Genomic DNA, 21,674 nt, shown 5'->3' with positions numbered 1-21,674 from the left:
GTTGCTCGACTTTCCACCGGCGGAATGCTTGAGTAGTGCCATGGAAGAGGGTGAAGAAGCAGTCGTTCTTTCCGACAATGTGCAGGATTTCGCGAGCAGCGCGGGACATGTACTGGAGACGCTCTGGACTCGCATAGAGACAAGCCTGTTCAACTGGCATGCGCTGGTGGAACTCGCGATCATCTTTGCTGTCGCTGTCGCAGCTCTCCAGATCGGGAAACGGGTTTCGCCAAGACTGCGCAGCTTGATCGGGGGCTCCTCGTTTCCCCGCTGGGTCGTCCGCACACTGGAACACCAGATCCCGCTGATCGCTGCGCTGAGCGCGCTCATCATGCTCTGGGTTGCGGCGGCGGCCCTTACCGCGGCCGGTACGACATCGGACCTGTTGTATCTGGCGACGAGCTTGCTGGTCGCCTGGGTGGTGATCCGCTTTGTGGGCGCCTTTATCGGCAGCGCGGTCGTGTCCGCGCTCTTTTCGACCATTGTCTGGGTGATCGCGGCGCTCGCCATTCTGGGCTGGCTGCAACCGGTCATGCATGCGCTGGACGCCGCCGCCATCCGCGCGGGGAGCTTGCGTATCTCCGTCCTGATGCTGCTGACCGGCGCGGCCCTGTTCGTCGTGTTGCTCTGGGCGGCCAATCTGCTGTCGAAGCTGCTCGAATCCCAGCTGGCCCATGTGGAAGGGATTACGCCAGCCGCCCAGGTGCTGGTCGGCAAGATCCTGCGTATCGCGCTCATCACCATCGCCGTGCTGGTGGCGCTCACCAGTGTGGGGATCGACTTCACCGCACTCGCCGTCTTTTCAGGCGCGGTGGGTGTGGGTATCGGCTTCGGTCTGCAGAAGGTCGTTTCCAACCTGATCAGCGGGATCATTCTGCTGCTCGACCGCTCCATCAAGCCGGGCGACGTGATCGAGGTTGGCGACGCTTACGGCTGGATCCGCAAGCTGGGCGCGCGCTACGCGGCGGTGGTCACGCGCGACGGTAAGGAATATCTGATTCCGAACGAAGACCTCATCACGCAGCAGGTGGTGAACTGGTCCTACTCGGACCGCAATGTCCGCATGCATATTCCCATCGGCGTTTCCTATCACGCGGATGTGCGGCTCGCGATGAAGCTGATCGAGGAAGCCGCGCTTGCCTGCCCGCGCGTATTGCGCTTGCCGGCGCCGGTCTCGCGGATGGTCGGTTTCGGCGACAGCTCCGTCGATCTGGAACTGCGCTTCTGGGTGGACGACCCGGAACAGGGCACCGTCAACGTGCGAAGCGATGTATTGCTGGAAGTGTGGGACCGCTTCCACGAGAACGGAATCGAAATTCCGTTCCCGCAGCGCGATATTCACATCGTGTCGGCGGAAGGCCTGAACGGCACAAAGGAGACCGGCTGACCGGGCTTCAGTTTCCTTCGTCGGGCGCGCGCAGCAGCTGCATCATCTGGCGGGCTTCCTCGCTTCCATCCGCAATTTCTTCGAACCCGAAGCGCTTGTAGAGATCCTGCGCATCATGAGTGCTCAACATGACGCGCCGCACGCCCGCGACGGCCGGGTCGTTAAGCATGGTGTGGATGAGCCATTCCCCAAGACCCTGCCCCCGGTGAACGGGAAGGACATAGACGTCGCTCATCCATGCAAAGCGGGAGAGATCCGTCACCATGCGGCCGATACCGGCCTGTTCGCCTTCCGGAGAAAAAAGCCCATAGGCGCGAGAATTCATGATGCTGTTCCAGAGAACCGTCTCCGGGACGTCATGAGCCCAATAGGTGGCTTTCAGCATCTTCGTGATCGCTTCGCGATCAAGACGATCTTTCTCCAGACTGATTTCGAATCCCCGGCGAACCCACTCTGCGTTACTCATAAGATGTACTAACTCGTTTCTTGTTATTCGGTGGCGCTACTATTTCATGCAGAGTCACATGGCGCCAGCCCGCTGAGCGAACTTCCACGCCGTTTGTGCGAGAGGTTTAACGCGGGCAGCCTGTTCTTCGGCATGAGCGCTGGACGCGGTGCCGTCCCGCACGCGCCCGACGATGCCTTGAAGAATGCCGGCGAGCTTGAAGAAGTTAAACGCGAAATAGTAGTCCAGATTGTCGATACCCGGACGGTTCGTCCGCTCGCAATAGAGCTGCACATATTCTTCAAGCGTCGGAATGCCGAGAGATGCGAGGTCTGCGGTGGCGATGGTGGCGACGCCTGCGCCGTCGCCGATTTGCGGCATGACCCATTGCAGCATGGAGTAGGTGAAATCCGCCAGCGGATGGCCGAGAGTGGAAAGCTCCCAGTCGAGCACGGCGACCACACGTGGCTCCGTCGGGTGCATCACGGTGTTGTCCATGCGGTAGTCGCCATGCACGATGCTGGTCGAGCTGTCGTCCGGCACATGTTCCGGCAGCCATTCCATCAGCTTGTTCATTTCCGGAATGGTTTCGGTTTCCGAGGCGACATATTGTTTCGACCAGCGTGAAATCTGGCGGGCGAAATAGTTGCCGGGCTTGCCGAAATCGCCAAGGCCGATTTTCTCGTAATCGACCATGTGCAGATCCGCCATGGTATGGGCAAGCGATTCGTACATTTTCCGGCGCGTCTGCGGATCGAAGCCGGGCAGCATCGGATCCCAGAGAACGCGGCCTTCCACCATGTCCATAATGTAGAACATGGTGCCGACGATATTTTCATCCTCACAGAGACAATAGGTCTTCGGCGCGGGGAAACCGATGGAATGCAGCGCCGTGATGACCTTGTATTCGCGGTCCACCGCATGCGCGGAAGGGAGCAGCTTCCCCGGAGGCTTGCGGCGCATCACATATTTCTTGCCGGGCGTGACGAGCTGATAGGTCGGGTTCGATTGCCCGCCCTTGAACTGCCGGACCTCCAGCGGTCCCTCGAAGCCCTCTACATGCGCCTGCATATATTGTTCGAGCTTCGTTTGATCGAACTTGTGCGTTTCGGCCACTTCCTTGGTGCCGGAAAACATGTCCTGACGGCTTTCTGCGCTCTCGCTCATGCGCTCCTCCCCTTCAATGCGTTCTTGTTCTTCGGTACGAAAATCATTTTGAGGTGCTGTCCCTGCATGGCCGGTCGTTTAGACCGAGCCCTTTTCGCGCTCGATGGCGCGCCAGCCGATGTCGTTGCGGCAAAACCCTTCCAGCCAGTCGATGAGGCGCACGGCTTCATAGGCGCGCGCCTGCGCTTCGGCGACGCTCGCGCCGGTGGCCGTTACGTTGAGCACACGTCCGCCCGTCGCCAGAAGCCTGTCGCCGTCGCGCGTGGTACCTGCGTGAAAAACCTGCACGCCCTCCAGCGCCGACGCCTTGTCGAGCCCGCGAATTTCGGTGTTTTTGGGATAGGAGCCGGGATAGCCCTTCGACGCCATGACCACGGTGAGCGCGGTCTCGTTCTTCCAGTCGAGCGCCACGCCGCCCAGCTTGCCGTCTGCCGCAGCGACAAGCGCGGACAGAAGATCACTGTCGAGGCGCATCATCAGCACCTGGCATTCCGGATCGCCGAAGCGCGTATTGTATTCGATGAGCTGCGGCCCCTCCGCCGTGATCATGAGACCGGCAAAAAGCACGCCCTTGAAAGGAAAGCCCTTGGCGCGCATGGCGGCGAGCGTCGGATTGACGATGTCTTCCATCACGCGTTCGCACATGGCAGCCGTCATCACCGGCGCCGGGCTGTAGGCCCCCATGCCACCTGTATTCGGGCCCTCATCATTATCGAAGACGCGCTTGTGGTCCTGCGCGGCGACAAGAGGTACGGCGAGTTCGCCGTCGCAAATGGCGAAGAAACTCGCTTCCTCGCCCGTCAGGAATTCCTCGACCACGACTTCCGCGCCCGCGCTGCCGAAGCGCCCGGCCATGATCTCGTCGATCGCGGCCTCTGCCTTGTCCACCGTCTCGGCGATGATGACGCCCTTGCCGGCGGCCAGCCCGTCCGCTTTCACGACGATGGGCGCCCCGCGCTCCCGGACGAACGCCTTGGCGGGCTCGGCCTGGGAGAAGCGTCCATAGGCGGCGGTCGGAATGTTGAATTCAGCGCAGATATCCTTGGTGAAACCTTTGGAGCCTTCGAGCTGCGCGGCGCCGGCGCTCGGGCCGAAGGCCTTGATGCCCTCCGCGTCCAGCCGGTCCACAAGCCCGTTCACCAGCGGGTCTTCCGGGCCCACCACCACGAAACCGATATCGTTGTTGCGGCAGAAACCGACAATGCCGTCGAAATCGAGCGGGGAAAGGTCGACATTTTCTGCGACCTCCCGGGTGCCGCCATTGCCGGGCGCGCAATAAAGGGCGTCGCAAAGAGGGCTTTTCGAAATCGCCCAGCACAGCGCATGTTCGCGGCCACCGGAGCCGATCACGAGGATATTCATCAGGCTGTCTTTCCCTGGTTCCGCCCCATACAAGATATGGCCGGCGGCACGAAATTCATGCTCCGGCCGCCCTGTCGGCAGGATGCGGATTTCTTGTAACATGGGGCCCGATTCCGGCAAACCGACCCCGCGGGCAACCAGGCCCGGGGTAGAAAGGATCTCCCGGCCAATGGCTCCTCCCGCACCGTCAGAGCGTTCCGGCAATGCGCATGAATTCTCCGTAAGCGAGATTTCCTTCGCCTTGAAGAAGGTGGTGGAAGGCGAATTCGGCCATGTGCGGCTGCGCGGCGAGGTCTCCGGCTATCGGGGCCCGCATTCCTCGGGACACTGTTATTTCAGCCTGAAGGACGAGAAGGCCCGGATCGACGCGGTGATCTGGCGCGGGGTGTTTTCCAAGCTGCGCTTCAAGCCGGAAGAGGGGATGGAGGTCATCGCCACCGGCAAGCTGACCACCTATCCCGGCTCGTCGAAATACCAGATCGTGATCGAGGCGCTGGAGCCGGCGGGCGCGGGCGCCCTGATGGCGCTGCTGGAGGAACGGCGCAAGAAGTTCGCTGCCGAAGGCCTCTTTGCCGAAGAGCGCAAGAAACGCCTGCCTTATCTGCCCGAAGTGATCGGCGTGGTGACGAGCCCGACCGGCGCCGTTATCCGCGATATTCTCCATCGCCTGCAGGACCGCTTCCCGCGCCATGTTCTGGTCTGGCCGGTGCGCGTACAGGGCGAAACCAGTGCGGCGGAGGTCGCCGCCGCCATCCGGGGCTTCAATGCCATGAAAAAGGACGGCCCCGTTCCACGGCCCGACCTGCTGATCGTCGCGCGCGGCGGCGGTTCGATCGAGGATCTCTGGGGGTTCAACGAGGAAGTGGCCGTGCGCGCGGCGGCGGAAAGCGAGATACCGCTGATTTCAGCCGTCGGCCATGAGACCGATACGACGCTGATCGATTTCGTGGCCGACCGCCGGGCGCCGACGCCGACAGCGGCGGCCGAAATCGCCGTGCCCGTGCGCGCGGAGCTGGTGGACGCCGTGATGGACCGTAGCCGCCGGCTGACGCGGGCGGAGGCGCGCTTCATCGAGCAGCGGAAAAACGACCTGCGGGGCCTCGCCCGGGGCCTGCCGCGCCTTGCCGAACTCATCGCTCTGCCGCGCCAGCGTTTCGACAGCGCCGCCGACAGGCTGGCGCGCGGCCTGATCCGCGCAACGGAGGTAAAACGCGCCCAGCTTCAGCGGCTGGAAGGCAGGGTGAGCCTGCGGCCGATCCGCCAGCGTATCCGCGACCGCCGGGAACGCGTCTCGGAAGTGGCCGCGCGGGCGGAAAGGGCGGAGCGCCGGCATCTGGCCGATCTGGCGCGGCGCCTCGAGGCGAGTTCCAAGCTTCTCAAATCCTATTCCTATGAAGGGGTACTGGAACGCGGCTTTGCCGTAGTGCTGGACGAAAACGGCAAGCTGGTGCGCGGCAGCGAAGGCCGCAAGCCGGGCGAGGCGCTGAATGTGGAGTTTGCCGGCAAGGACAGGCTGGGTGTCGTGGTCGCCGAAGGCGGCGGCACGCAACGCGCAAAGCCGACCCCCGCCAGGCCCAAAAGCGGCCCCGCGCCGAAGCAGGGCAAACTCCTGTAACCGGCGGCTTTGATCGAACAGGCTCTCCGCTGTAAGGTGCGCGCCATGAACAGGTTCGACAATATGGGCGGTGAAGCCAAGCTTGTGTATGGCGATGGAGAATACTCCGTCGTGAAGCAGGGCTCCTATGTGGTTTGCGCGGTAACGGGCAAGAATATTCCTCTCGATCAGCTCCGCTACTGGAGCGTCGATCTGCAGGAAGCCTATGCGACGCCGGAAGCCTCGCTTCAGCGGCACCGCGAAATGCAGAAAGACTGACATCCATGAGGGCAAGCCGTTGGGTGCTGGCGATGGCTGTGGCCGCCTTTGCGGCGATGCCGTCGCTTGCATGGGCAAGGGTCGATTTGCGCGGCACGCTGGAACAGGGTGCCGTCATCGTCGGCGATGTCGAGCCGGGCGCGAAGGTGTCGCTCGACGGTAAATCCGTCATGGTGTCGCCGGATGGGCTTTTCGTGATGGGGTTCGGGCGCGACGCCGGTTCCAAGGCCATCCTGAAAGTGACCCATGCGGATGGCCGTACCGAAACGCGCAGCCTTGCCATTGCCAAACGCGATTATGAGATACAGCGCATCAACGGCGTGGCGCGGAAATATGTGACGCCGCCGCCGGACGTGCTGAAGCGCATCGCGAAAGAACGCAAGCTCAAGGCCGCTGCCCGCCCCGCCGATACGCCGGATGCGTATTTTGCCGAGAAGTTCGAATGGCCTGCCAAGGGCGTTATCAGCGGTGTCTATGGCAGTCAGCGTATTTTCAACGGCAAACCGCGCCGGCCGCATTTCGGCGTCGATGTCGCGGCCCCCACCGGTACGCCCATCGTGGCCCCGGCGGACGGCATCGTGACGCTTGCCCAGCCCGATATGTTCTATGAGGGCGGTCTCGTCTTCCTCGATCATGGACATGGCCTGATCGGTTATTTCATGCACATGTCGAAAATCGACGTGAAGACCGGCGAGCATGTGAAGCGCGGGCAGAAGATCGGCGAGATCGGCCAGACGGGCCGCGCGACGGGACCGCATGTCCATTGGGGCATGACCTGGCAGGGCACCTATGTCGATCCGGCAACCTTGGTCGGCCCCATGCCGAAGTAGCGGGTCGAAGTAACGGCTCCACGAAACGTCAGTTCCGCCACCTTTAGTTTCTTTGGGCGATTTCCCATTCGGGCCACCGATTATGCAGCCAGAGCCATTCATGCGGCCGGCTACGGATCTGCGCTTCCAGGTGATCGTTCAGCAATTGCGTCAGCCGCATGATTTCGCCCACGCGATCGGCGGAGGGGTCCGCCATGATCGGCTCGCTACAGCGCAGGGTGAAATGAGCACCGTCCTCGCGTTCGATCGCGGCGAGAACGATGGGGAGACCGTAACGTACGGCAAGGCCGGCGGGCGCGGCGGGCGTCATGGCCTGCATCCCGAAAAAGCGCGCCTCGACGCCGTCATTCATCTTCTGGTCGGCGAGCATGGCGATGCATTTGCCCTGCTTGAGGAGGCGCATCAGGATCCGCGCCCCTTCGCCCCCCTTGGGGATCTGCACGGAAGCGGTCGCCCGTTCGCGCAACTCGATCATCCACTGGTTCACGAGCGGGTTGTTGGCATGACGATAGATGTCGCCGCCATGAATGTCTCGAAGCCGCATGGCGATCGGCATCAACTCCCAATTGGCGAAGTGGCCGGAGACGAGCAGCATGGAACCGCGCTGCGCCAACTGCACGGCCTGATCGGCATTCTCGAATCGGATTCGCCCGCTCTCTGAAGACACGAAATCTTCCAGATAGGCATATTCGGCCATGGTGCGACCGAGATTTTCCCACATATCCGCGACGATCCGCTCGATCTCGTCGGCGCTGAGCTCCGGCATTGCGGCGTGGAGATTTTTCCTGGCGCGCCGGGTGATACCGAGCTTCGGCCCGACGAAGCGGGTGAGCCGCCCGCCAAGCGCCGATGCGCGGTCGAGCCCCCAGAGACGGAAGAAGCCGAGGGCAAGGCGCAAGCCGGCGAATTCGATATGGTTAACGAGACTGTTTCTGCGGGACATTCGAGCGGGCGATATCTGTTTTGCTGGCCGCTTATATCAGCCCGCTTCGCCCCTTGCGAGCCGGTGGCGACGTAAGGCTTCTGCGATGAGTGTCTCTAGCTGCGCCATATCGGCGATGACGGCACGGATCGGGACGGTACGCAGGCTTTTCGAGAGCTTTGCCCGGGCGCTGCCGGCCGGCGCGCGGGCGAGCCGGATGGCATCCTTTTCGGTGGTGACAAGATGCGCATCGCATTCATGGGCCCTGACCATCAGGCGGGACGCCTCGCGGTCGGTAAAGGCGTGATGATCGGGAAAATCCTGCGTCGCCACGATATCGGCGCCGAGCCCACGCAGTGTCTCGTAGAATTTTTCGGGGCGGCCAATCCCCGAAAAGGCGAGAACCTGCGCACCCGCAAAGGATGGCTCCTGCGGAACCGGTTTGGCGATGGATCGATAGACGGGAGTGCCACGCGCCATTGCGCGCGCGGCGAGACCATCGCCTGCGTGACCGCGCCCGGTCAGGATTACTGCCTGCGCGCGGTTGAGTGCATCGCCTGCTTCCTCGCGCAAGGGACCGGCGGGAAAGACATGGCCATTGCCGGTGCCCACGCCCGCATCGATGACGAGAACGGAAAAATCCTTCGCAAGATACGGGTTCTGGAACCCGTCATCCATGATGATGACGCTCGCGCCTGCGTCCGCGGCCGCCTTCGCGCCCGCCACGCGGTCGGCCGAAACCCATGTCGGCGCCAGGCGTGCGAGAAGAAGCGGCTCGTCGCCCACTTCGGCCACCGTGTGGGCGGCAGGATCGACCCTCACCGTACCTTGCGATGTGCGCCGGTAGCCGCGCGAAAGAAAATGTACTTTTTCGCCCTGCTCAATGAGGCGTTCGGCAATGGCAAGCGCAATCGGTGTCTTGCCCGCGCCGCCCATCGTGACATTGCCGATGCAGATTACCGGCACGCGAACATGCTCGGGCCGTGCCGTTTTGTTTCGGATGCGGGCGGCCAGCCCGTAAAACGCACCAAGGGGCGACAGGAGCTGCGCCATGAACGGCATGCCCCTTTTTCGGGCGGGATACCAGAAGCGCGGTGCACGCATCCCAGGTCGCCTTTCAGTCAGGTTTTCTGTTTGGGCGCGAGCAGGCGCAAAAGAGCTGCGAGTGTACGCTCGGTCGCACCGCTGTCTTCGCTGGCTATGCGTCTTGCCGCTTCGCCCATCATCATGCGCTTCTCGGTGTCGTCGAGCAATGCCGCAATGGTTTGCGTCATGGCATTCGTATCCAATACGCGCAGCATGCCGCCGCCCTCTTCGAGCGCCGCATAAGCTTCCTGAAAATTGAAATCGCTCGGCCCGGCAATGAGGGCGCAGCCGAGACGCGCCGGCTCGAATGGATTATGTCCGCCCATCTCGGCGAAGGTGCCGCCGACAAACACAAGATTGGAGAGCCGGTAGAACAGCCCGACCTCGCCAAGCGTATCGACGAGATAGATCTGCGTATGCGCCGCGGGGACATCGCCGGAAGACCGTGTCACGACGGAAAGACCCATGCCGGATAGCGCTTTGGCGAGCTGTGGGCCGCGCGCGGGATGGCGCAATAAGATGATGGTGAGGAGATCCGGACGGGTTTGCGCCAATGAAAGATGCGCCTGAGCCGCAGCCTCTTCCTCGCCTTCATGCGTGTTCGTTGCCACCCAGACCGGGCGTTTGCCGATGGCGTGCTGTAAGGCACCGAGCGCATGCGGGTCTGCCGATGGAGCCGGCGCGTCATGTTTGAGGTTGCCGGGGAGTTCGGTATACGCGGCACCCAGCGCTTCCAGCCGATCCGCGCTCGCCGCGCTTTGCGCCAGAACGACGGAAAACCGGCCGACCAGATCGGCAATCATGCCGGGCGCCCTTTGCCAGCTCTGGAAGGATTTTTCGGTGATGCGTCCGTTGATCAGCGCCAGCGGAATACGCCGCCGGTCCGTTTCGGCAATCAGGTTGGGCCAGAACTCGGATTCGACCCAGGCCGCCAGATCGGGTTTCCAGTGATCGAGAAAACGCGCGCAGAAAGCCGGGTGATCGAGCGGCACGAACTGATGGAACGCTTCCTTGGGCAGTCTTTGCGACAGCAATTCGGCGGATGTCAGCGTTCCTGTCGTGACCAGCACATTGACGCCCGGCACCTCGTCGATCAGCCGCCGGATCAAGGTGAGTATGGAAAGGGATTCCCCGATGCTTGCGGCATGAAACCAGACAAGACTACCCTCGGGCCTCGGCCTGGAGGCGATGCCGTAGCGCTCGCCGAGCCGGGCTGCATCTTCCTTGCCGCGTTTCAATCGAGCCCTGAGAAGCAGCGGGGCGACGGGCCGCAAGAGGCGCGTGACAAGGGCGTAAACGGCAAGCCCCGTGCGGGAAGGGGCAGGGACTGTCTTCGCATCCGTTCCGCTCAACGCACCACGGCTCCCGCCTCGTTATGCGCAGGCGCCCGGCCGACGATCCTGTCCGCCTCGGCCGTCACCGCGTTGAGAGCTTCCTCGACATGCTGACGGGCCTGCTCAAGCGCTTCCTCGTCTGCGTCGCGGGCGACATAGATCGGATCGCCCAGCACGAGCGCACCGCGGGAGAAGGGCAGATTGATCGTGAACCTGTCCCAGTTATTGAGCTGAACGCGCGACCGCGTCGTTGCCGCGACGGGGACGATGGGGCGTCCGGAAAGCCGGGCCAGCATGACGATGCCTTCCCCCGCGCGCCGTCCGGGGCCGGGGGGGAAGTCGGCGGTGAGGCCGACCGAAACATTTTCGCCGAGCGCGCGTATCATCGCGCGCAAGGCGCTCGCGCCGCCTTTCTGACGATGCTTCGGCCGCTGGTGTTCGCCCTTGGGGGCGCCCGATCCGCGAATGGTGCCGAAGCCCAGATTGGCCATGATCTTGGCGATGATCTGCCCGTCGCCATGACGCGAGACCAGCACGCGCACTTCGCGCCAATTGTGCCATAGCGTCGGAATGAGCAGATTCTGGCCGTGCCATGTGGCGACGATGAAAGGTTCGTCGCCGGCCCAGAATTGTGCTGCGACATGGGACCGGCGTATTTCGAAACGGCCCGTCTGGCGCACGAAACGAATGAACAGGGCAGCCAGAAAGGCGACGCCGTCCATGAATGTTTCGCTTTTCACAATATCCTTTACCCGCGACATCTAACGCTCACTCTCCGGCAACCGCGGCAGCTTCCGCTTCCCGGCTTTCCTGTACCGGCTCTTCGATAAACTGAGAGCGCGACAGCTCTGCATAGAGGCCGCCCTTCTTGATGAGTTCGTTATGCGTCCCGTGTTCGAGCACGCGGCCCTCATCGATCACATAGATCATGTCCGCGTGTTTGATCGTGGAGAGGCGATGCGCGATGACGAGCGTTGTCCGACCGACCATCAGACGCGACAGTGCATTCTGGACTTTGAGTTCCGATGCCGTGTCGAGCGCGGAGGTCGCTTCGTCGAGCAGCAGGATCGGCGCATCCTTCAGCATTGCCCGTGCGATAGCGATGCGTTGGCGCTGTCCGCCCGAAAGTTTCTGCCCGGCCTCGCCGACGAGAGAATCATAGCCATTGGGAAGTTGGGAGATGAACTCGTCGGCGGCTGCGTTGCGTGCGGCCTCCCTGATTTCCTCATCCGTCGCATCGGCCCTGCCATAGGCGATATTCGCCCGGATGGTATCGTCGAACAGGAACGGTTCCTGCGTCACCAGCGCGCTGATTGCGCGGACGCTGTCGACGGTCACGTCCTTGAGGTCCTGTCCATCGATCAGAACGCGGCCCCCGGTCGGGTCGTAGAAGCGGGGCACGAGATTGAGGATGGTGCTCTTGCCCGCGCCGGAAGGACCGACGAGGGCGACGGTATGTCCCTTCGGCACGTCGAGGGAGACGCCGTGAAGAGCCGGTGTGCCGTCTGCATATTCGAAGCTGACATTCTCGAATTCCACCATTCCTTGCGGCACGTCGAGCGGCTTGGCACCGGGTGCGGTGACGACCTGCGGTTCGGTGTCGAGGATCGGAAAGAGCCGGATCGCAGCGGCGACGCCTTCCTGCATGGTGGTCTGTGTGTTGGCGAGCGCCTTGAGCGGCTGATAGGCGAGCATGAGCGCGGTGATGAAACCGGTCATTTCGCCGAGCGTCAGACTGCCCGCCTGGATCAGCACGATGCTGACATAGATGACAAGACCGATGCCGATGCCGGAAAGGGCTTCGGTGGTGGGGCCGGATGCAGCCCTCATCCGGATCGCGATCAGGGCCTGCGTCACAAGTTGTTTGATGATGACCTTGGCGCGGTCGAGTTCATGATCCTCGCGTCCATAAGCCTTGACCACGCGAATGCCCTTGAGGGTTTCCGAGATGAGCGTGGAGAGGTCGCCCGTACCCTCAAGGCTTTGCCGAGCGGCCTTGCGGGTTTTCTTGCCGAAACGCCGAAGGAAGAGAGCTGCCAGCGGCAGGATGCAGGTCGCAATCAGCGCGAGCTTCCAGTTCATGATGAAGACGGCGCCGAGCAGTCCGATCACAGAGAGGAGATTGCGCGCCTGATCGATCATCGACGTGGTGATGGTCCCGGTAAGCCGCCCGACATCGGCCATGAAGCTGGCGACGAAGCGGCCCGAATGCGTCGCGGAGAGCCAGGCGAGATCGGCGCGGACAATACGCTCGAACATCTTCGTCTGAATGCCCTCGACGATCCGCTGGCCAATCGTGCTCATGGTGACGGTGCTGCCATAGGAAGCGATGGACTTGATGCACATGATCACGGCGGCGGCCAGCGGAACGCCCCAGATCTGCCAGGCGGGCGGATTGGGATTGTTCACGACATCGTCGACCACGGTCTTGAGCAGCCAGGGAATGGCACCTGTCGTCGCGCCCACGACCGCGTTCAGCACGAGAGCAAAGGCGGCAAGTTTCCAGAGCGGCTTCAGATAGCTGCCCAGCATCCGCCGGGCGACGGACCAGGTGTTCAGGTCCCGGGCGAGTTCGCGCGCGGCCTCGGGGTCGGGCGCCTTTTCGGCGGCGTCGCGCATGGCGGGCGAAAGGGTGTCGTCCTGCGCCGCGGTTTCGCCGGGTTGTTCGCTCTTGCTGACCATAGATCCTCAGGCTCGCGTAATCCGGGCGGACCATACCATGCGGTCGTTACCCAATCCATACAGGCAGGTGAGTGTAAATTGTTGGAATAACGGGATTTTTTGTCCCGATTGCCGCCCTTGGGCGCACTTCCCGCCGATCGGTTGTCCCTCGTCGGTTATCCGTTGAGCAACCAGATGCCGGCATTCAGATAGGTCGCGAAGCCGACCCAGGCCAAATAGGGCAGCATCAATATCCCTGCAAGGGTGCTCTGCCTGAAGAAGGCAATGACCGTCAGGGCGATCATTATCAGCAGGGCCAGAATCTCGGCAAGCGCGATACCGGGCGCCTTGAGACCGAAAAACAGGACGGACCAGCCCAGATTGAGCATGAGCTGGCTGCCGAAAAGCGAGAGCGGCGCGCCGGCGGCAGAAAAAGAACCGACCGTCAGCCAGACCAGCCACGCGGCCAGCGCCATCGTGAAATAGAGCAGGTTCCAAACGACCGGGAAGACCCAGGGCGGGGGTGTCAGGGCGGGTTTGACCAGCGTGGGATACCACTCGTTCACGCTGCTGGCCGTAATGCTGCCCCCGATGCCGGCAACGGCAAATACCACGATAAGCGCCGCGAACAGCATCAGCACGCTGATTCCGGTCCGCGGGCTCTCATAACGCCCAACGTCCATGTCGCCGGTAGCGTTGCCGTTTTCGTGTCCTGGGCTGGAGCTGTTGTTCATCCTTCGGACGCACCTGTATGCCTGCCCTCCGGATCGTCTTCGGGGTCCAGCAGTTTATGCAGATGGACGATGAAATATCTCATATGGGCATTGTCGACAGTGCGTTGCGCGGCCGATTTCCAGGCATTATAGGCCGACTGGTAGTCGGGAAAGATGCCGATAATATCCAGTTTGCTCGTATCCTTGAAATCATAGCCCTGCAGATCAGCTAGTTCGCCGCCGAATACAAGGTGCAGCAATTGCTTGGTCATAGAGTTGCTTACTCCGATCCGAAGACACCCGAAAGGTGACGTGGGTCCTACGACCTCCCCCCGGGGAAAATATAGCATGCGCGGGCGCAAAGCATACTAACCGCCGCCATTTCGTCAGGATGGCAGACGAAGCATCGCAGTTCGCGCCATGATCCCGGCGTGCAGCACGGGGTTGGCTCCGACAAGGCTGGGCTGGCGTGTCGTGGCGCCGTCATAGCGAATTTCGTGTCCGTCATGCGCGGTCAGAAGGCCGCCGGCTTCTTCCAGAATGAGGTGGGCCGCGGCCAGGTCCCAGTCGTTCTTCGCGCTCAAGGCAATGACGGCATCGGCCGCTCCGCAGGCGACGAGCGCGATCCGATAGGCGACCGAGTTCCGCTCTAAGAAATCCATCGGCGGCCAGCGTTCGGGCCATGCCTTGTGTTCGAACATGGGCGGATGGGCCACCATCCGGCATCCTTCCACCTTCCGGCGGCTACCGACGTGGATGGGCTGGCCGTTGAGCCATGCGCCCCGGCCTCGGGCGGCTTCGAAGAATTCGTCGGTGGCCGGGTTGAATACGATCCCGATCAGGGGAACTCCGCCGGAGACGAGGGCGACCGAAATGGCGAAATGCGGTTTGCCTTTGGCAAAGGCCCGCGTGCCGTCAATGGGGTCGACGACCCAGAATTTCGACGCGGTCAGACGGGATTTGTCATCCTCGGTCTCTTCCGACAGCCAGCCATAATCGGGCCTCGCCCCCCGGAGCCGGTCGCGCAGAAGGTCGTTCACCTCCAGGTCGGCTTCGGTAACAGGGTCGTTGGCGCCTTTGGTCCAGCTCCGGAAATCCCCCTTGTAGAAACTCAGCGCAAGCGCGCCGCCCTCGCGGACGGCCTGCCTGAGCAGGGCAAGATCATCGGCAATCGCGTCGCCATGGCCATTAGCTGCCGGCAATGGTCATGCTTTCCACGCGGAGTGTCGGGGCGTTGCTGCCATAGCGGAATTCCAGATCGTTGGCGGGTGTGATCTGGCGGAACATTTCCTTGAGGTTGCCTGCAACCGTGATTTCGCTGACCGGATAGGCGATCTCGCCGTTTTCGATCCAGAACCCCGATGCACCTCGGCTGTAATCGCCGGTGACGCCATTGACGCCCATGCCGATGAGTTCGGTCAGGTAGAGCCCTTGCTTGATGTCTGCGATCAGCTCTTCGGGCGGCAGTGTGCCGGGCGCCATATAAAGATTGCTCGCCGACGGAGACGGAGGGCCGCTGGTGCCCCGCGCCGCATGGCCGGTGGTATTGAGCCCGAGCTGCCGCGCGGTCGAACTGTCGAGCAGCCAGCTTTGCAGGACGCCGTTCTCGATCAGCGTCATGGCCCGGTTGGCCACGCCCTCGCCGTCGAAGGGTTTGGACCTGAGGCCGCGCGCACGATGCGGATCGTCGTGAATGGCAATCCCCGGCGCGAACACTTCTTCGCCCATGCGGGACTTGAGGAAGCTCGTGCCGCGTGCGATGGCCGCGCCGTTGATGGCGCCCGCGAAGTGCCCGAGCAAGCTGTTGGAGACGCGCGGCGCATAGACGACCGGCACGGATTGAGACTTCACCTTGCGCGGGTTGAGGCGACGCACGGCGCGGCGACCGGCTTCCGTACCGACCTCGGCCGGCGCATCGAGATCGGAGAGATGGCGGGCGGAAGAAAATTCATAGTCCCGTTCCATCGCCGTGCCTTCGCCGGCGAGGACAGAAACGGACACCGAATGCGACGTGCCGGAATAGCTGCCGCGAAAACCGCCACTGGTCACGAGCGCAATTCCGCTCTTGCCCCAGCTCGCGCCCGCGCCGCCGGAATTGGTGACGCCCTCGATGGCGAGTGCCGCTTCTTCGGCCGCAGCCGCCCGTTCGCCCAGTTCCTCGGCGCTTGGGTGAGATGCATTGTCGGAAATATCGAGCGGCGGCCAGTCCTGCGCCAGGCGATCCGGATCGGCCAGCCCGCACCAGGGATCTTCCGGTGCGACCTTCGCCATCGCCACGGCGCGTTCGACGAGAGGCCCGATGACGTGATCGGAGAGGTCGGTGGAGGAGACAACGGCCTGCCGCTTGCCGCAAAAAACGCGAAGCCCGATATCCTTGCCCTCAGAGCGTTCGACATCTTCCAGATTGCCGAGCCGCCAGGATACGCCAAGCGAGGTGCCTTCCACGACAATCGCTTCGGCGGCGTCGGCGCCTGCTTTCAGGGCGCGTTCGACAAGCGTGTCGGCGATATCGAGCGTGGTTTTCCGGGTCGTCTGATCTGCCATGGATGAACACTGTCGTTGAACGAAGGGAGGCAAGGAAGTTCCCTCTTTCTATAGAGGTCCTTCCTTGCCGTCCAACATGGCAGCCCGCTCAGAGAAATGCGTAGTAGAGGCAGGCCGCGGCGGCGATGAGCTGCGAAATCCAGGTGAAGAGCGTACCGAAAAGGCGGGGCGGCGAGCTTTCGCTGGTGCGCGACACGCCGATGGCATGAAGGATACGGCCGACGGTCAGCAGTGCGCCCACGACATGGAGCACATAGATGGACGCGCCGAGCAAATGGAGAACCACGAGGCCAACAAGACCGATCGGCGTGTACTCGACATTGGTGATATGAGCGCGGCTGGCATTATAGAGACCCTGATCCTCGCCCGTGCCGGTCATCACCTTGGTGCGCACACGGCCCGATGAGACCCGATAGGCGAGAAGCAGGTTGATGAGCAGGTTGAGGCCGACATAAACCCCGATGATTTCCAGCGAATATTGCATGAGCGTTACCCCTTTTGCCGGCCTCCCATGGACCGGTTCGTGTCGATTCGAAATTTGCGGGAGCCACGCTAGCATGGCGGCCCACCCTCTGACATCGCTGCCAATCACGCTCTTTTGATGGCGGCGGACGGGGCGTGGCGTTGCAGCGCGGGGGAATGCGCTGCATGGTCATACTGACGCAGGGAGAGGCAATGCAGCTGAGTAACTCACAAGACCGCTATGGTGTTTTGTCCATCGTCCTGCATTGGCTGGTTGCGATCCTCTTTCTGGCAATGTTGGCGATCGGTCTTGTAATGACCCGGCTTCCGCTCACAGATCCCCTCACATTTCCCCTGTATCAGCTCCACAAATCGATCGGCGCGACCCTGTTTCTCCTGATGGCGGTCCGCCTCGTCTGGCGCCTCGCAGTCGGAGTGCCGGACCTTCCCGCCGGTCTGACGGCGTTTGAGCGTTTTGCGGCCAGGGCAACTCATGCCGGGCTCTACGTAATCCTTCTCGTCATGCCGTTGACGGGGTGGGTGGTCGTATCGGCATCGCCCTTCGGCATAGCGACCCTTCTTTATGGCGTGGTCCCATTGCCCCATATCGGATTTATTGAGGCCAGCCCCGACAAGGCGGCCATCGAAAACATAGCGAGTTGGGTGCACGCCGTGCTGGCCGCGCTGGGCGCCGGCCTTCTTTTGCTGCATGTCGCGGCGGCGCTTTGGCACCATTTCATGCGCCGGGACGAAGTGCTGATGCGCATGCTGGGGCGAAGCCGGAGACCTCCGACAGAAACCGACCGGGAAACGAACTCATGAACAGAATGGCAATCGCCGTATTTGCTTTGCTGCTTGCCGGGACATGCGTATGGCCCGCGACCGCCGCAACCAGGTGGAACCCGGTTTCCGACCCGCAGACGATCTCCTGGGTAGCGACCGACGGCAGCGGGACGGCGATCAGGGGTGCTTGCGCCGATTTTACATCCGATATCGCATTCGATCCGGACGATCTCGCAAATGCCAGCGTGCGGGTCGAAATCGACACGGCGTCCTGCAAGACGGGTGAAGAGGAGAAGGACACCTATCTGCCGCAAGCGACCTGGTTCGATGTCGCCAGCTATCCCGTCGCCGTTTTCAGCGCCACGAGTTTCAGCCACGAAAACGGAAACGACTATGTCGCAGACGGGACTCTCACTCTGAAAGGGGTGAGCCTTCCAGTAAAGCTGCCCTTCGCGCTCGAAATAAAATGCGACACGGCCCATGTCACGGGGGAGACGGTCATCAATCGGCTGAATTTCGGCATCGGCAGCGGCCAGATGGCGACAAGCCAGGTTGCCGGGCCGAATGTGACGGTCGCAATCGATCTTCGGGCGACGCGCGCCAAAAGCGGGAAGGATGCGCAGTGACCGTATTTCCCCGCGCCATCCAGCTGACGGCTTCGATGGGACTGGCGCTTCTACTTGCGTCCTGCGCGGCGGCAAGGGTTGCAACGCATGATGTGAGCCTCGATCCGGTCGATGTGCCGGCGGGCACTTATTCCATGGATGCCGATCATTGGAGCCTGCTCTTCGATGTCGGTCATTTCGGCTATTCGCGTTTCGTCATGCGCTTCGACAAGGCAACAGCGACGCTCGATCTGCGACCGGGCGATCTTGCAAAGACAAGACTGGAGGCGACCGTCGAGACGGCGAGTGTCGACACCAATGTTTCCGAGCTCGACGCGATGGTGAAGACGCTGCTGAAGGCCGACCGCCACCCCGATATCCGCTTCGTGTCGACCAGAATGAGCCGCACCGGCGAGACGAATGGAACGGTGACGGGCGACCTCACCATCGCGGATGAGACGCATCCCGTCACGCTGGACGTTACCTTCAATGGGGCATCGCCCAATCCGCTCACCGGCGAAGATACGATAGGCTTTTCGGCGACGGGCAGCTTCCGCCGTTCCCTGTGGGGGTTGAGCGACTGGCGGCCCGCCGTCGGTGATGAAGTGCGTATCCGCATCCAGGCGGAATTCAGGAAGCCGAAGGAAACTTCCTAGGCGGCTTTTTTCGTCGAAACCGGATGGATCGTGCGAAGGCCGATGGCGAGCCGGTTCCAGACATTGATGGTCCCGATCGCGGTACTGAGGTCGACGATTTCCTTCTCGCTGAAATGCGCGCGAAGACCCTCATAAACTTCATCCGGGGCTTCCGTCTCCGACACAAGGGTCAGCGCCTCCGTCCAGGCAAGCGCCGCGCGCTCGCGCTCGGTGAAGAGCGGGCTCTCGCGCCAGGCGGCAAGAAGATGCATCCGCTCGTCGCTTTCGCCCGCCTTGCGCGCGTCCCGCGTATGCATATGCAGGCAATAGGCACAGCCATTGATCTGCGAGGCACGGATCTTGACGAGTTCCATCAGCGAATGCTCGAGCCCGCATTCATTCACGTAATTCTGGAGGCCGAGAATGGCGTGATAGGCATCGGGCGAGGCCTTGTAGCCGTCGAGACGTTCTTTCATGGGGAATGCTCCATCTTTCACGAGGGTGGTCCTGCATGAAAGACGGAACGGAGCGGCGGATTGTGACAGACGGGCCTATTTTTTCCAGATCGGCTTGCCGGTGCCGGGCAGGCCCATCTTCGTCCACTTCTTCGTGACCTCGTCGATCACCTCGTCGGACATGCGGATCTGCTGGCCCCATTCGCGTTTTGTCTCGGGTGGCCATTTGTTGGTCGCGTCGAGACCGATCTTGCCGCCAAGGCCCGATTCCGGCGAGGCGAAGTCGAGATAGTCGATCGGCGTGTTCTCGATCATCGTCACGTCGCGCACCGGATCCATGCGTGTGGAAATCGCCCACATCACGTCTTTCCAGTCCCGCGCATCGATGTCGTCATCCACCACGATGACCCATTTCGTGTACATGAACTGGCGCAGGAAGGACCATGCCCCCATCATCACGCGCTTGGCGTGACCCGGATAGGCCTTCTTCATCGAGATGACGGCGATGCGGTAGGAGCAGCCTTCCGGCGGCAGCCAGAAATCCGTGATCTCCGGGAATTGCTGCTGCAACAGCGGAATGAACACCTCGTTGAGCGCTTCCCCCAGCACGGAGGGCTCGTCCGGCGGACGGCCGGTAAAGGTCGAAAGATAGATCGGGTCTTTCCGCATGGTGATGGCGCTCACCGTGAAGACCGGGAATTTTTCGACCGAATTGTAATAGCCCGTGTGATCGCCATAAGGGCCTTCATCGGCATATTCGTCGAGCGAGACATGCCCTTCGATGACGATTTCTGCTTCCGCCGGCACCTTGAGTGGCACTGTCTTGCAGTCGACCAGTTCCACTTTCTGCCCGCGCAGGAGGCCGGCGAACTGGTACTCGCTGAGCGTGTCCGGCACCGGCGTGACAGCGGCGAGGATGGTGCCGGGGTCCGCGCCGATGACGACAGCGGCGGGCAGGGGCTCGGTCTTTTCGTTTTTCCACCGCGCATGATGCTGCGCGCCGCCGCGATGGGCGAGCCAGCGCATGATGGTCTTGTCGCGTCCCAGCACCTGCATCCGGTAAATGCCGAGATTGAAATCGTCTTCCTTGCGCTTGCCCGGTCCCTTGGTGACGACGAGCGGCCAGGTGATGAGCGGCGCAGGCTCGCCCGGCCAGCAGGACTGAACGGGCAAGCCGGTCAGATCGATATCCTTGCCTTGCAGCACCACCTCCTGACAGGGAGCGGAGGAGAGCGTCTTCGGCTTCATCGCCATGACAGTCTTCAGCAGCGGAAACATCTCGAAGGCTTCGCGGAAACCGCCGGGCGGTTCCGGCTGACGCAGGAAGGCGAGCGCTTCGCCCACGGTTCTCAATTCGCTGCCCTTGGTGCGCTCCAGCCCGCCCATGGTGACGGCCCGCGCCACGCGCTCCACCGTGCCGAAAAGATTGACCAGAACAGGCATGGGCGAAGGGGAGCCGTCGCCCATCACCGGGTTCTCGAAAATCACCGCCGGGCCCTCTTCGGCGAGAAGCCGGGTCTGGATTTCCGTCATCTCCAGAACGGTTGAAACCGGCTCTGCGACCCGGGCGAGATCGCCCGTATGTTCGAGTTTCTCGAGGAATTCGCGCAGCGATGAATAGGACATGCGTGTCTCTTCTTGAAGGCGTCGTGCCGGAGGGGCGCGGGGGCGGAGAATGCCGCAAACCGCGGGGCCTGCCAAATATGTCCGATTTTAGGTCGCGGCATTAACAGGATGCCAACTACGTTGCCCTAACCTTGCCCCGATTGCGATGAATGGAAAGAGCGATATGGGGCAGATGGCGGCTTCGGCCCACCAAAAACCGAAAAGCGCGAAAGCGAACCAGACAAGGAAATGGAATGGCGGTCCTCTGGACGCCGATCCTTTGTCCCTGCCGCAACGCGTGTCGATCCCGGCGGTGAAATGGCATTACCGGGCCATCGGCATTATCCGCTTTGCCACCATCTATGCCGACGCCGTGAAGGCAACGGATTCATCTCCCATATTCGGTCATTTCTGCTGGGAAGAGCCGGTGACGGCTTATCGTGGCGTCGCAATGCGCACCGCCACAACGATTGCGCGCCCGCGCCCGGTCGTGCTTGTGGATCTGGTTCATAAGCACGATCCGGAGCGGGACGTGACGTTGCACGCCTGTTTCGAGGGGGCGGATGTGACCGCCCGCTGGCGCGGCTGGAGCCGGGCGCTGGGCCTGCCCCTGCTGATGGAGAACGGCGAGGGCGAGCTTGAGGAAGCCGAAACGCGGCTCGGTGCCCTCAAGGTGCAAGCGCCGCAGCCGCATTCGGGGGCCAATCCGCTGTCGGCCCGCCGGCCGATCACCTTCGGTCAGACCGGCCAGCCACGTTTTTGGACGCAGCGCCTGATGACGGGCACCAGACCCCCCGCCTATTGA

Annotated in this window: 23 protein-coding genes; 8 read left to right on the top strand and 15 right to left on the bottom strand. The window is 62.3% G+C overall.

Features of this window, described 5'->3' with window-relative positions; genetic code table 11:
- Nucleotides 1-28: 28 nt before the first annotated feature.
- The gene (locus tag ACSSVQ_RS06075) at nucleotides 29-1,387 is read left to right on the top strand and encodes a mechanosensitive ion channel family protein (protein ID WP_454181492.1); all 1,359 of its coding nucleotides are present in this window, start codon (nucleotides 29-31) and stop codon (nucleotides 1,385-1,387) included.
- Nucleotides 1,388-1,394: 7 nt separating this feature from the next.
- On the opposite strand, the gene ACSSVQ_RS06070 is transcribed toward ACSSVQ_RS06075, so the two are convergent.
- From ACSSVQ_RS06070 to purD, 3 genes are all read right to left on the bottom strand, one after another.
- Nucleotides 1,395-1,853, bottom strand: coding sequence for a GNAT family N-acetyltransferase (locus tag ACSSVQ_RS06070; RefSeq protein WP_454181490.1), 459 nt, complete (start codon nucleotides 1,851-1,853; stop codon nucleotides 1,395-1,397).
- A 54-nt stretch (nucleotides 1,854-1,907) separates the two neighbouring features.
- Nucleotides 1,908-2,999, bottom strand: coding sequence for a phosphotransferase family protein (locus ACSSVQ_RS06065; RefSeq protein ID WP_454181488.1), 1,092 nt, complete (start codon nucleotides 2,997-2,999; stop codon nucleotides 1,908-1,910).
- Nucleotides 3,000-3,077: 78 nt separating this feature from the next.
- Nucleotides 3,078-4,361 (bottom strand): phosphoribosylamine--glycine ligase, encoded by a 1,284-nt coding sequence (purD, locus tag ACSSVQ_RS06060; protein WP_454181486.1) that lies wholly within the window; start codon nucleotides 4,359-4,361, stop codon nucleotides 3,078-3,080.
- Between the two features lie 169 nt (nucleotides 4,362-4,530).
- On the opposite strand from purD, the gene xseA reads away from it, so the two are divergent.
- Genes xseA through ACSSVQ_RS06045 form a run of 3 tightly spaced genes read left to right on the top strand, consistent with a single transcriptional unit; the run spans nucleotide 4,531 to nucleotide 7,064 of the window.
- Complete coding sequence (xseA, locus tag ACSSVQ_RS06055; protein WP_454181484.1) at nucleotides 4,531-5,976, top strand: exodeoxyribonuclease VII large subunit; 1,446 nt, start codon at nucleotides 4,531-4,533, stop codon at nucleotides 5,974-5,976.
- Between the two features lie 45 nt (nucleotides 5,977-6,021).
- On the top strand, nucleotides 6,022-6,234 hold the full coding sequence (locus ACSSVQ_RS06050; RefSeq protein WP_293328137.1) for a DUF2093 domain-containing protein: 213 nt from the start codon (nucleotides 6,022-6,024) through the stop codon (nucleotides 6,232-6,234).
- A 5-nt stretch (nucleotides 6,235-6,239) separates the two neighbouring features.
- Nucleotides 6,240-7,064 carry a M23 family metallopeptidase gene (locus ACSSVQ_RS06045; protein ID WP_454181482.1) on the top strand — a complete coding sequence of 275 codons (825 nt, stop codon included), beginning with the start codon at nucleotides 6,240-6,242 and terminating at the stop codon, nucleotides 7,062-7,064.
- Between the two features lie 43 nt (nucleotides 7,065-7,107).
- On the opposite strand, the gene ACSSVQ_RS06040 is transcribed toward ACSSVQ_RS06045, so the two are convergent.
- From ACSSVQ_RS06040 to ACSSVQ_RS05995, 10 genes are all read right to left on the bottom strand, one after another.
- The gene (locus ACSSVQ_RS06040) at nucleotides 7,108-8,007 is read right to left on the bottom strand and encodes a lysophospholipid acyltransferase family protein (protein WP_454181480.1); all 900 of its coding nucleotides are present in this window, start codon (nucleotides 8,005-8,007) and stop codon (nucleotides 7,108-7,110) included.
- A 36-nt stretch (nucleotides 8,008-8,043) separates the two neighbouring features.
- Nucleotides 8,044-9,039, bottom strand: a complete 996-nt coding sequence (gene lpxK / locus ACSSVQ_RS06035; RefSeq protein ID WP_454181478.1) for a tetraacyldisaccharide 4'-kinase — start codon at nucleotides 9,037-9,039, stop codon at nucleotides 8,044-8,046.
- Between the two features lie 68 nt (nucleotides 9,040-9,107).
- Nucleotides 9,108-10,424, bottom strand: a complete 1,317-nt coding sequence (locus tag ACSSVQ_RS06030) for a 3-deoxy-D-manno-octulosonic acid transferase (RefSeq protein WP_454181477.1) — start codon at nucleotides 10,422-10,424, stop codon at nucleotides 9,108-9,110.
- Nucleotides 10,421-11,167 (bottom strand): lysophospholipid acyltransferase family protein, encoded by a 747-nt coding sequence (locus tag ACSSVQ_RS06025; protein ID WP_454181475.1) that lies wholly within the window; start codon nucleotides 11,165-11,167, stop codon nucleotides 10,421-10,423. The genes ACSSVQ_RS06030 and ACSSVQ_RS06025 overlap by 4 nt, the downstream gene beginning before the upstream one ends.
- A 7-nt stretch (nucleotides 11,168-11,174) precedes the next feature.
- Nucleotides 11,175-13,088: an ABC transporter ATP-binding protein gene (locus tag ACSSVQ_RS06020; RefSeq protein WP_454181473.1), complete on the bottom strand. Its 1,914-nt coding sequence runs from the start codon at nucleotides 13,086-13,088 to the stop codon at nucleotides 11,175-11,177.
- A 155-nt stretch (nucleotides 13,089-13,243) separates the two neighbouring features.
- Nucleotides 13,244-13,801: a TspO/MBR family protein gene (locus ACSSVQ_RS06015; RefSeq protein WP_454181471.1), complete on the bottom strand. Its 558-nt coding sequence runs from the start codon at nucleotides 13,799-13,801 to the stop codon at nucleotides 13,244-13,246.
- Entirely contained in the window at nucleotides 13,798-14,052 is a 255-nt protein-coding gene (locus ACSSVQ_RS06010; RefSeq protein WP_454181469.1) for a DUF4170 domain-containing protein, read from the bottom strand. Before ACSSVQ_RS06010 ends, ACSSVQ_RS06015 begins: the two co-directional genes overlap by 4 nt.
- Before the next feature lie 114 nt (nucleotides 14,053-14,166).
- On the bottom strand, nucleotides 14,167-14,982 hold the full coding sequence (locus ACSSVQ_RS06005) for a 3'(2'),5'-bisphosphate nucleotidase CysQ (protein ID WP_454181467.1): 816 nt from the start codon (nucleotides 14,980-14,982) through the stop codon (nucleotides 14,167-14,169).
- Nucleotides 14,969-16,324 (bottom strand): TldD/PmbA family protein, encoded by a 1,356-nt coding sequence (locus tag ACSSVQ_RS06000; protein ID WP_454181465.1) that lies wholly within the window; start codon nucleotides 16,322-16,324, stop codon nucleotides 14,969-14,971. The genes ACSSVQ_RS06005 and ACSSVQ_RS06000 overlap by 14 nt, the downstream gene beginning before the upstream one ends.
- An 88-nt stretch (nucleotides 16,325-16,412) precedes the next feature.
- Nucleotides 16,413-16,808 (bottom strand): MAPEG family protein, encoded by a 396-nt coding sequence (locus ACSSVQ_RS05995; protein ID WP_293328113.1) that lies wholly within the window; start codon nucleotides 16,806-16,808, stop codon nucleotides 16,413-16,415.
- Nucleotides 16,809-16,972: 164 nt separating this feature from the next.
- On the opposite strand from ACSSVQ_RS05995, the gene ACSSVQ_RS05990 reads away from it, so the two are divergent.
- Genes ACSSVQ_RS05990 through ACSSVQ_RS05980 form a run of 3 tightly spaced genes read left to right on the top strand, consistent with a single transcriptional unit; the run spans nucleotide 16,973 to nucleotide 18,830 of the window.
- On the top strand, nucleotides 16,973-17,608 hold the full coding sequence (locus ACSSVQ_RS05990; protein ID WP_454181462.1) for a cytochrome b: 636 nt from the start codon (nucleotides 16,973-16,975) through the stop codon (nucleotides 17,606-17,608).
- The gene (locus ACSSVQ_RS05985; RefSeq protein ID WP_454181460.1) at nucleotides 17,605-18,195 is read left to right on the top strand and encodes a YceI family protein; all 591 of its coding nucleotides are present in this window, start codon (nucleotides 17,605-17,607) and stop codon (nucleotides 18,193-18,195) included. The genes ACSSVQ_RS05990 and ACSSVQ_RS05985 overlap by 4 nt, the downstream gene beginning before the upstream one ends.
- Nucleotides 18,192-18,830 carry a YceI family protein gene (locus tag ACSSVQ_RS05980; RefSeq protein WP_454181458.1) on the top strand — a complete coding sequence of 213 codons (639 nt, stop codon included), beginning with the start codon at nucleotides 18,192-18,194 and terminating at the stop codon, nucleotides 18,828-18,830. Before ACSSVQ_RS05985 ends, ACSSVQ_RS05980 begins: the two co-directional genes overlap by 4 nt.
- Here ACSSVQ_RS05980 and ACSSVQ_RS05975 read toward each other — a convergent pair.
- Together ACSSVQ_RS05975 and ACSSVQ_RS05970 are read right to left on the bottom strand one after the other, a co-directional pair.
- Complete coding sequence (locus ACSSVQ_RS05975) at nucleotides 18,827-19,285, bottom strand: carboxymuconolactone decarboxylase family protein (protein ID WP_454181456.1); 459 nt, start codon at nucleotides 19,283-19,285, stop codon at nucleotides 18,827-18,829. The two genes, ACSSVQ_RS05980 and ACSSVQ_RS05975, sit on opposite strands and share 4 nt — an antisense overlap.
- Nucleotides 19,286-19,360: 75 nt before the next feature.
- Complete coding sequence (locus ACSSVQ_RS05970; protein ID WP_454181454.1) at nucleotides 19,361-20,890, bottom strand: UbiD family decarboxylase; 1,530 nt, start codon at nucleotides 20,888-20,890, stop codon at nucleotides 19,361-19,363.
- A 163-nt stretch (nucleotides 20,891-21,053) separates the two neighbouring features.
- On the opposite strand from ACSSVQ_RS05970, the gene ACSSVQ_RS05965 reads away from it, so the two are divergent.
- Nucleotides 21,054-21,674: a DUF6101 family protein gene (locus ACSSVQ_RS05965; RefSeq protein ID WP_454181452.1), complete on the top strand. Its 621-nt coding sequence runs from the start codon at nucleotides 21,054-21,056 to the stop codon at nucleotides 21,672-21,674.

It is taken from the genome of Parvibaculum sp. MBR-TMA-1.3b-4.2 (assembly GCF_053628815.1).
The sequence above is the reverse complement of the archived record's forward strand: the minus strand, read 5'-3'. Positions and strand labels throughout refer to the sequence as shown.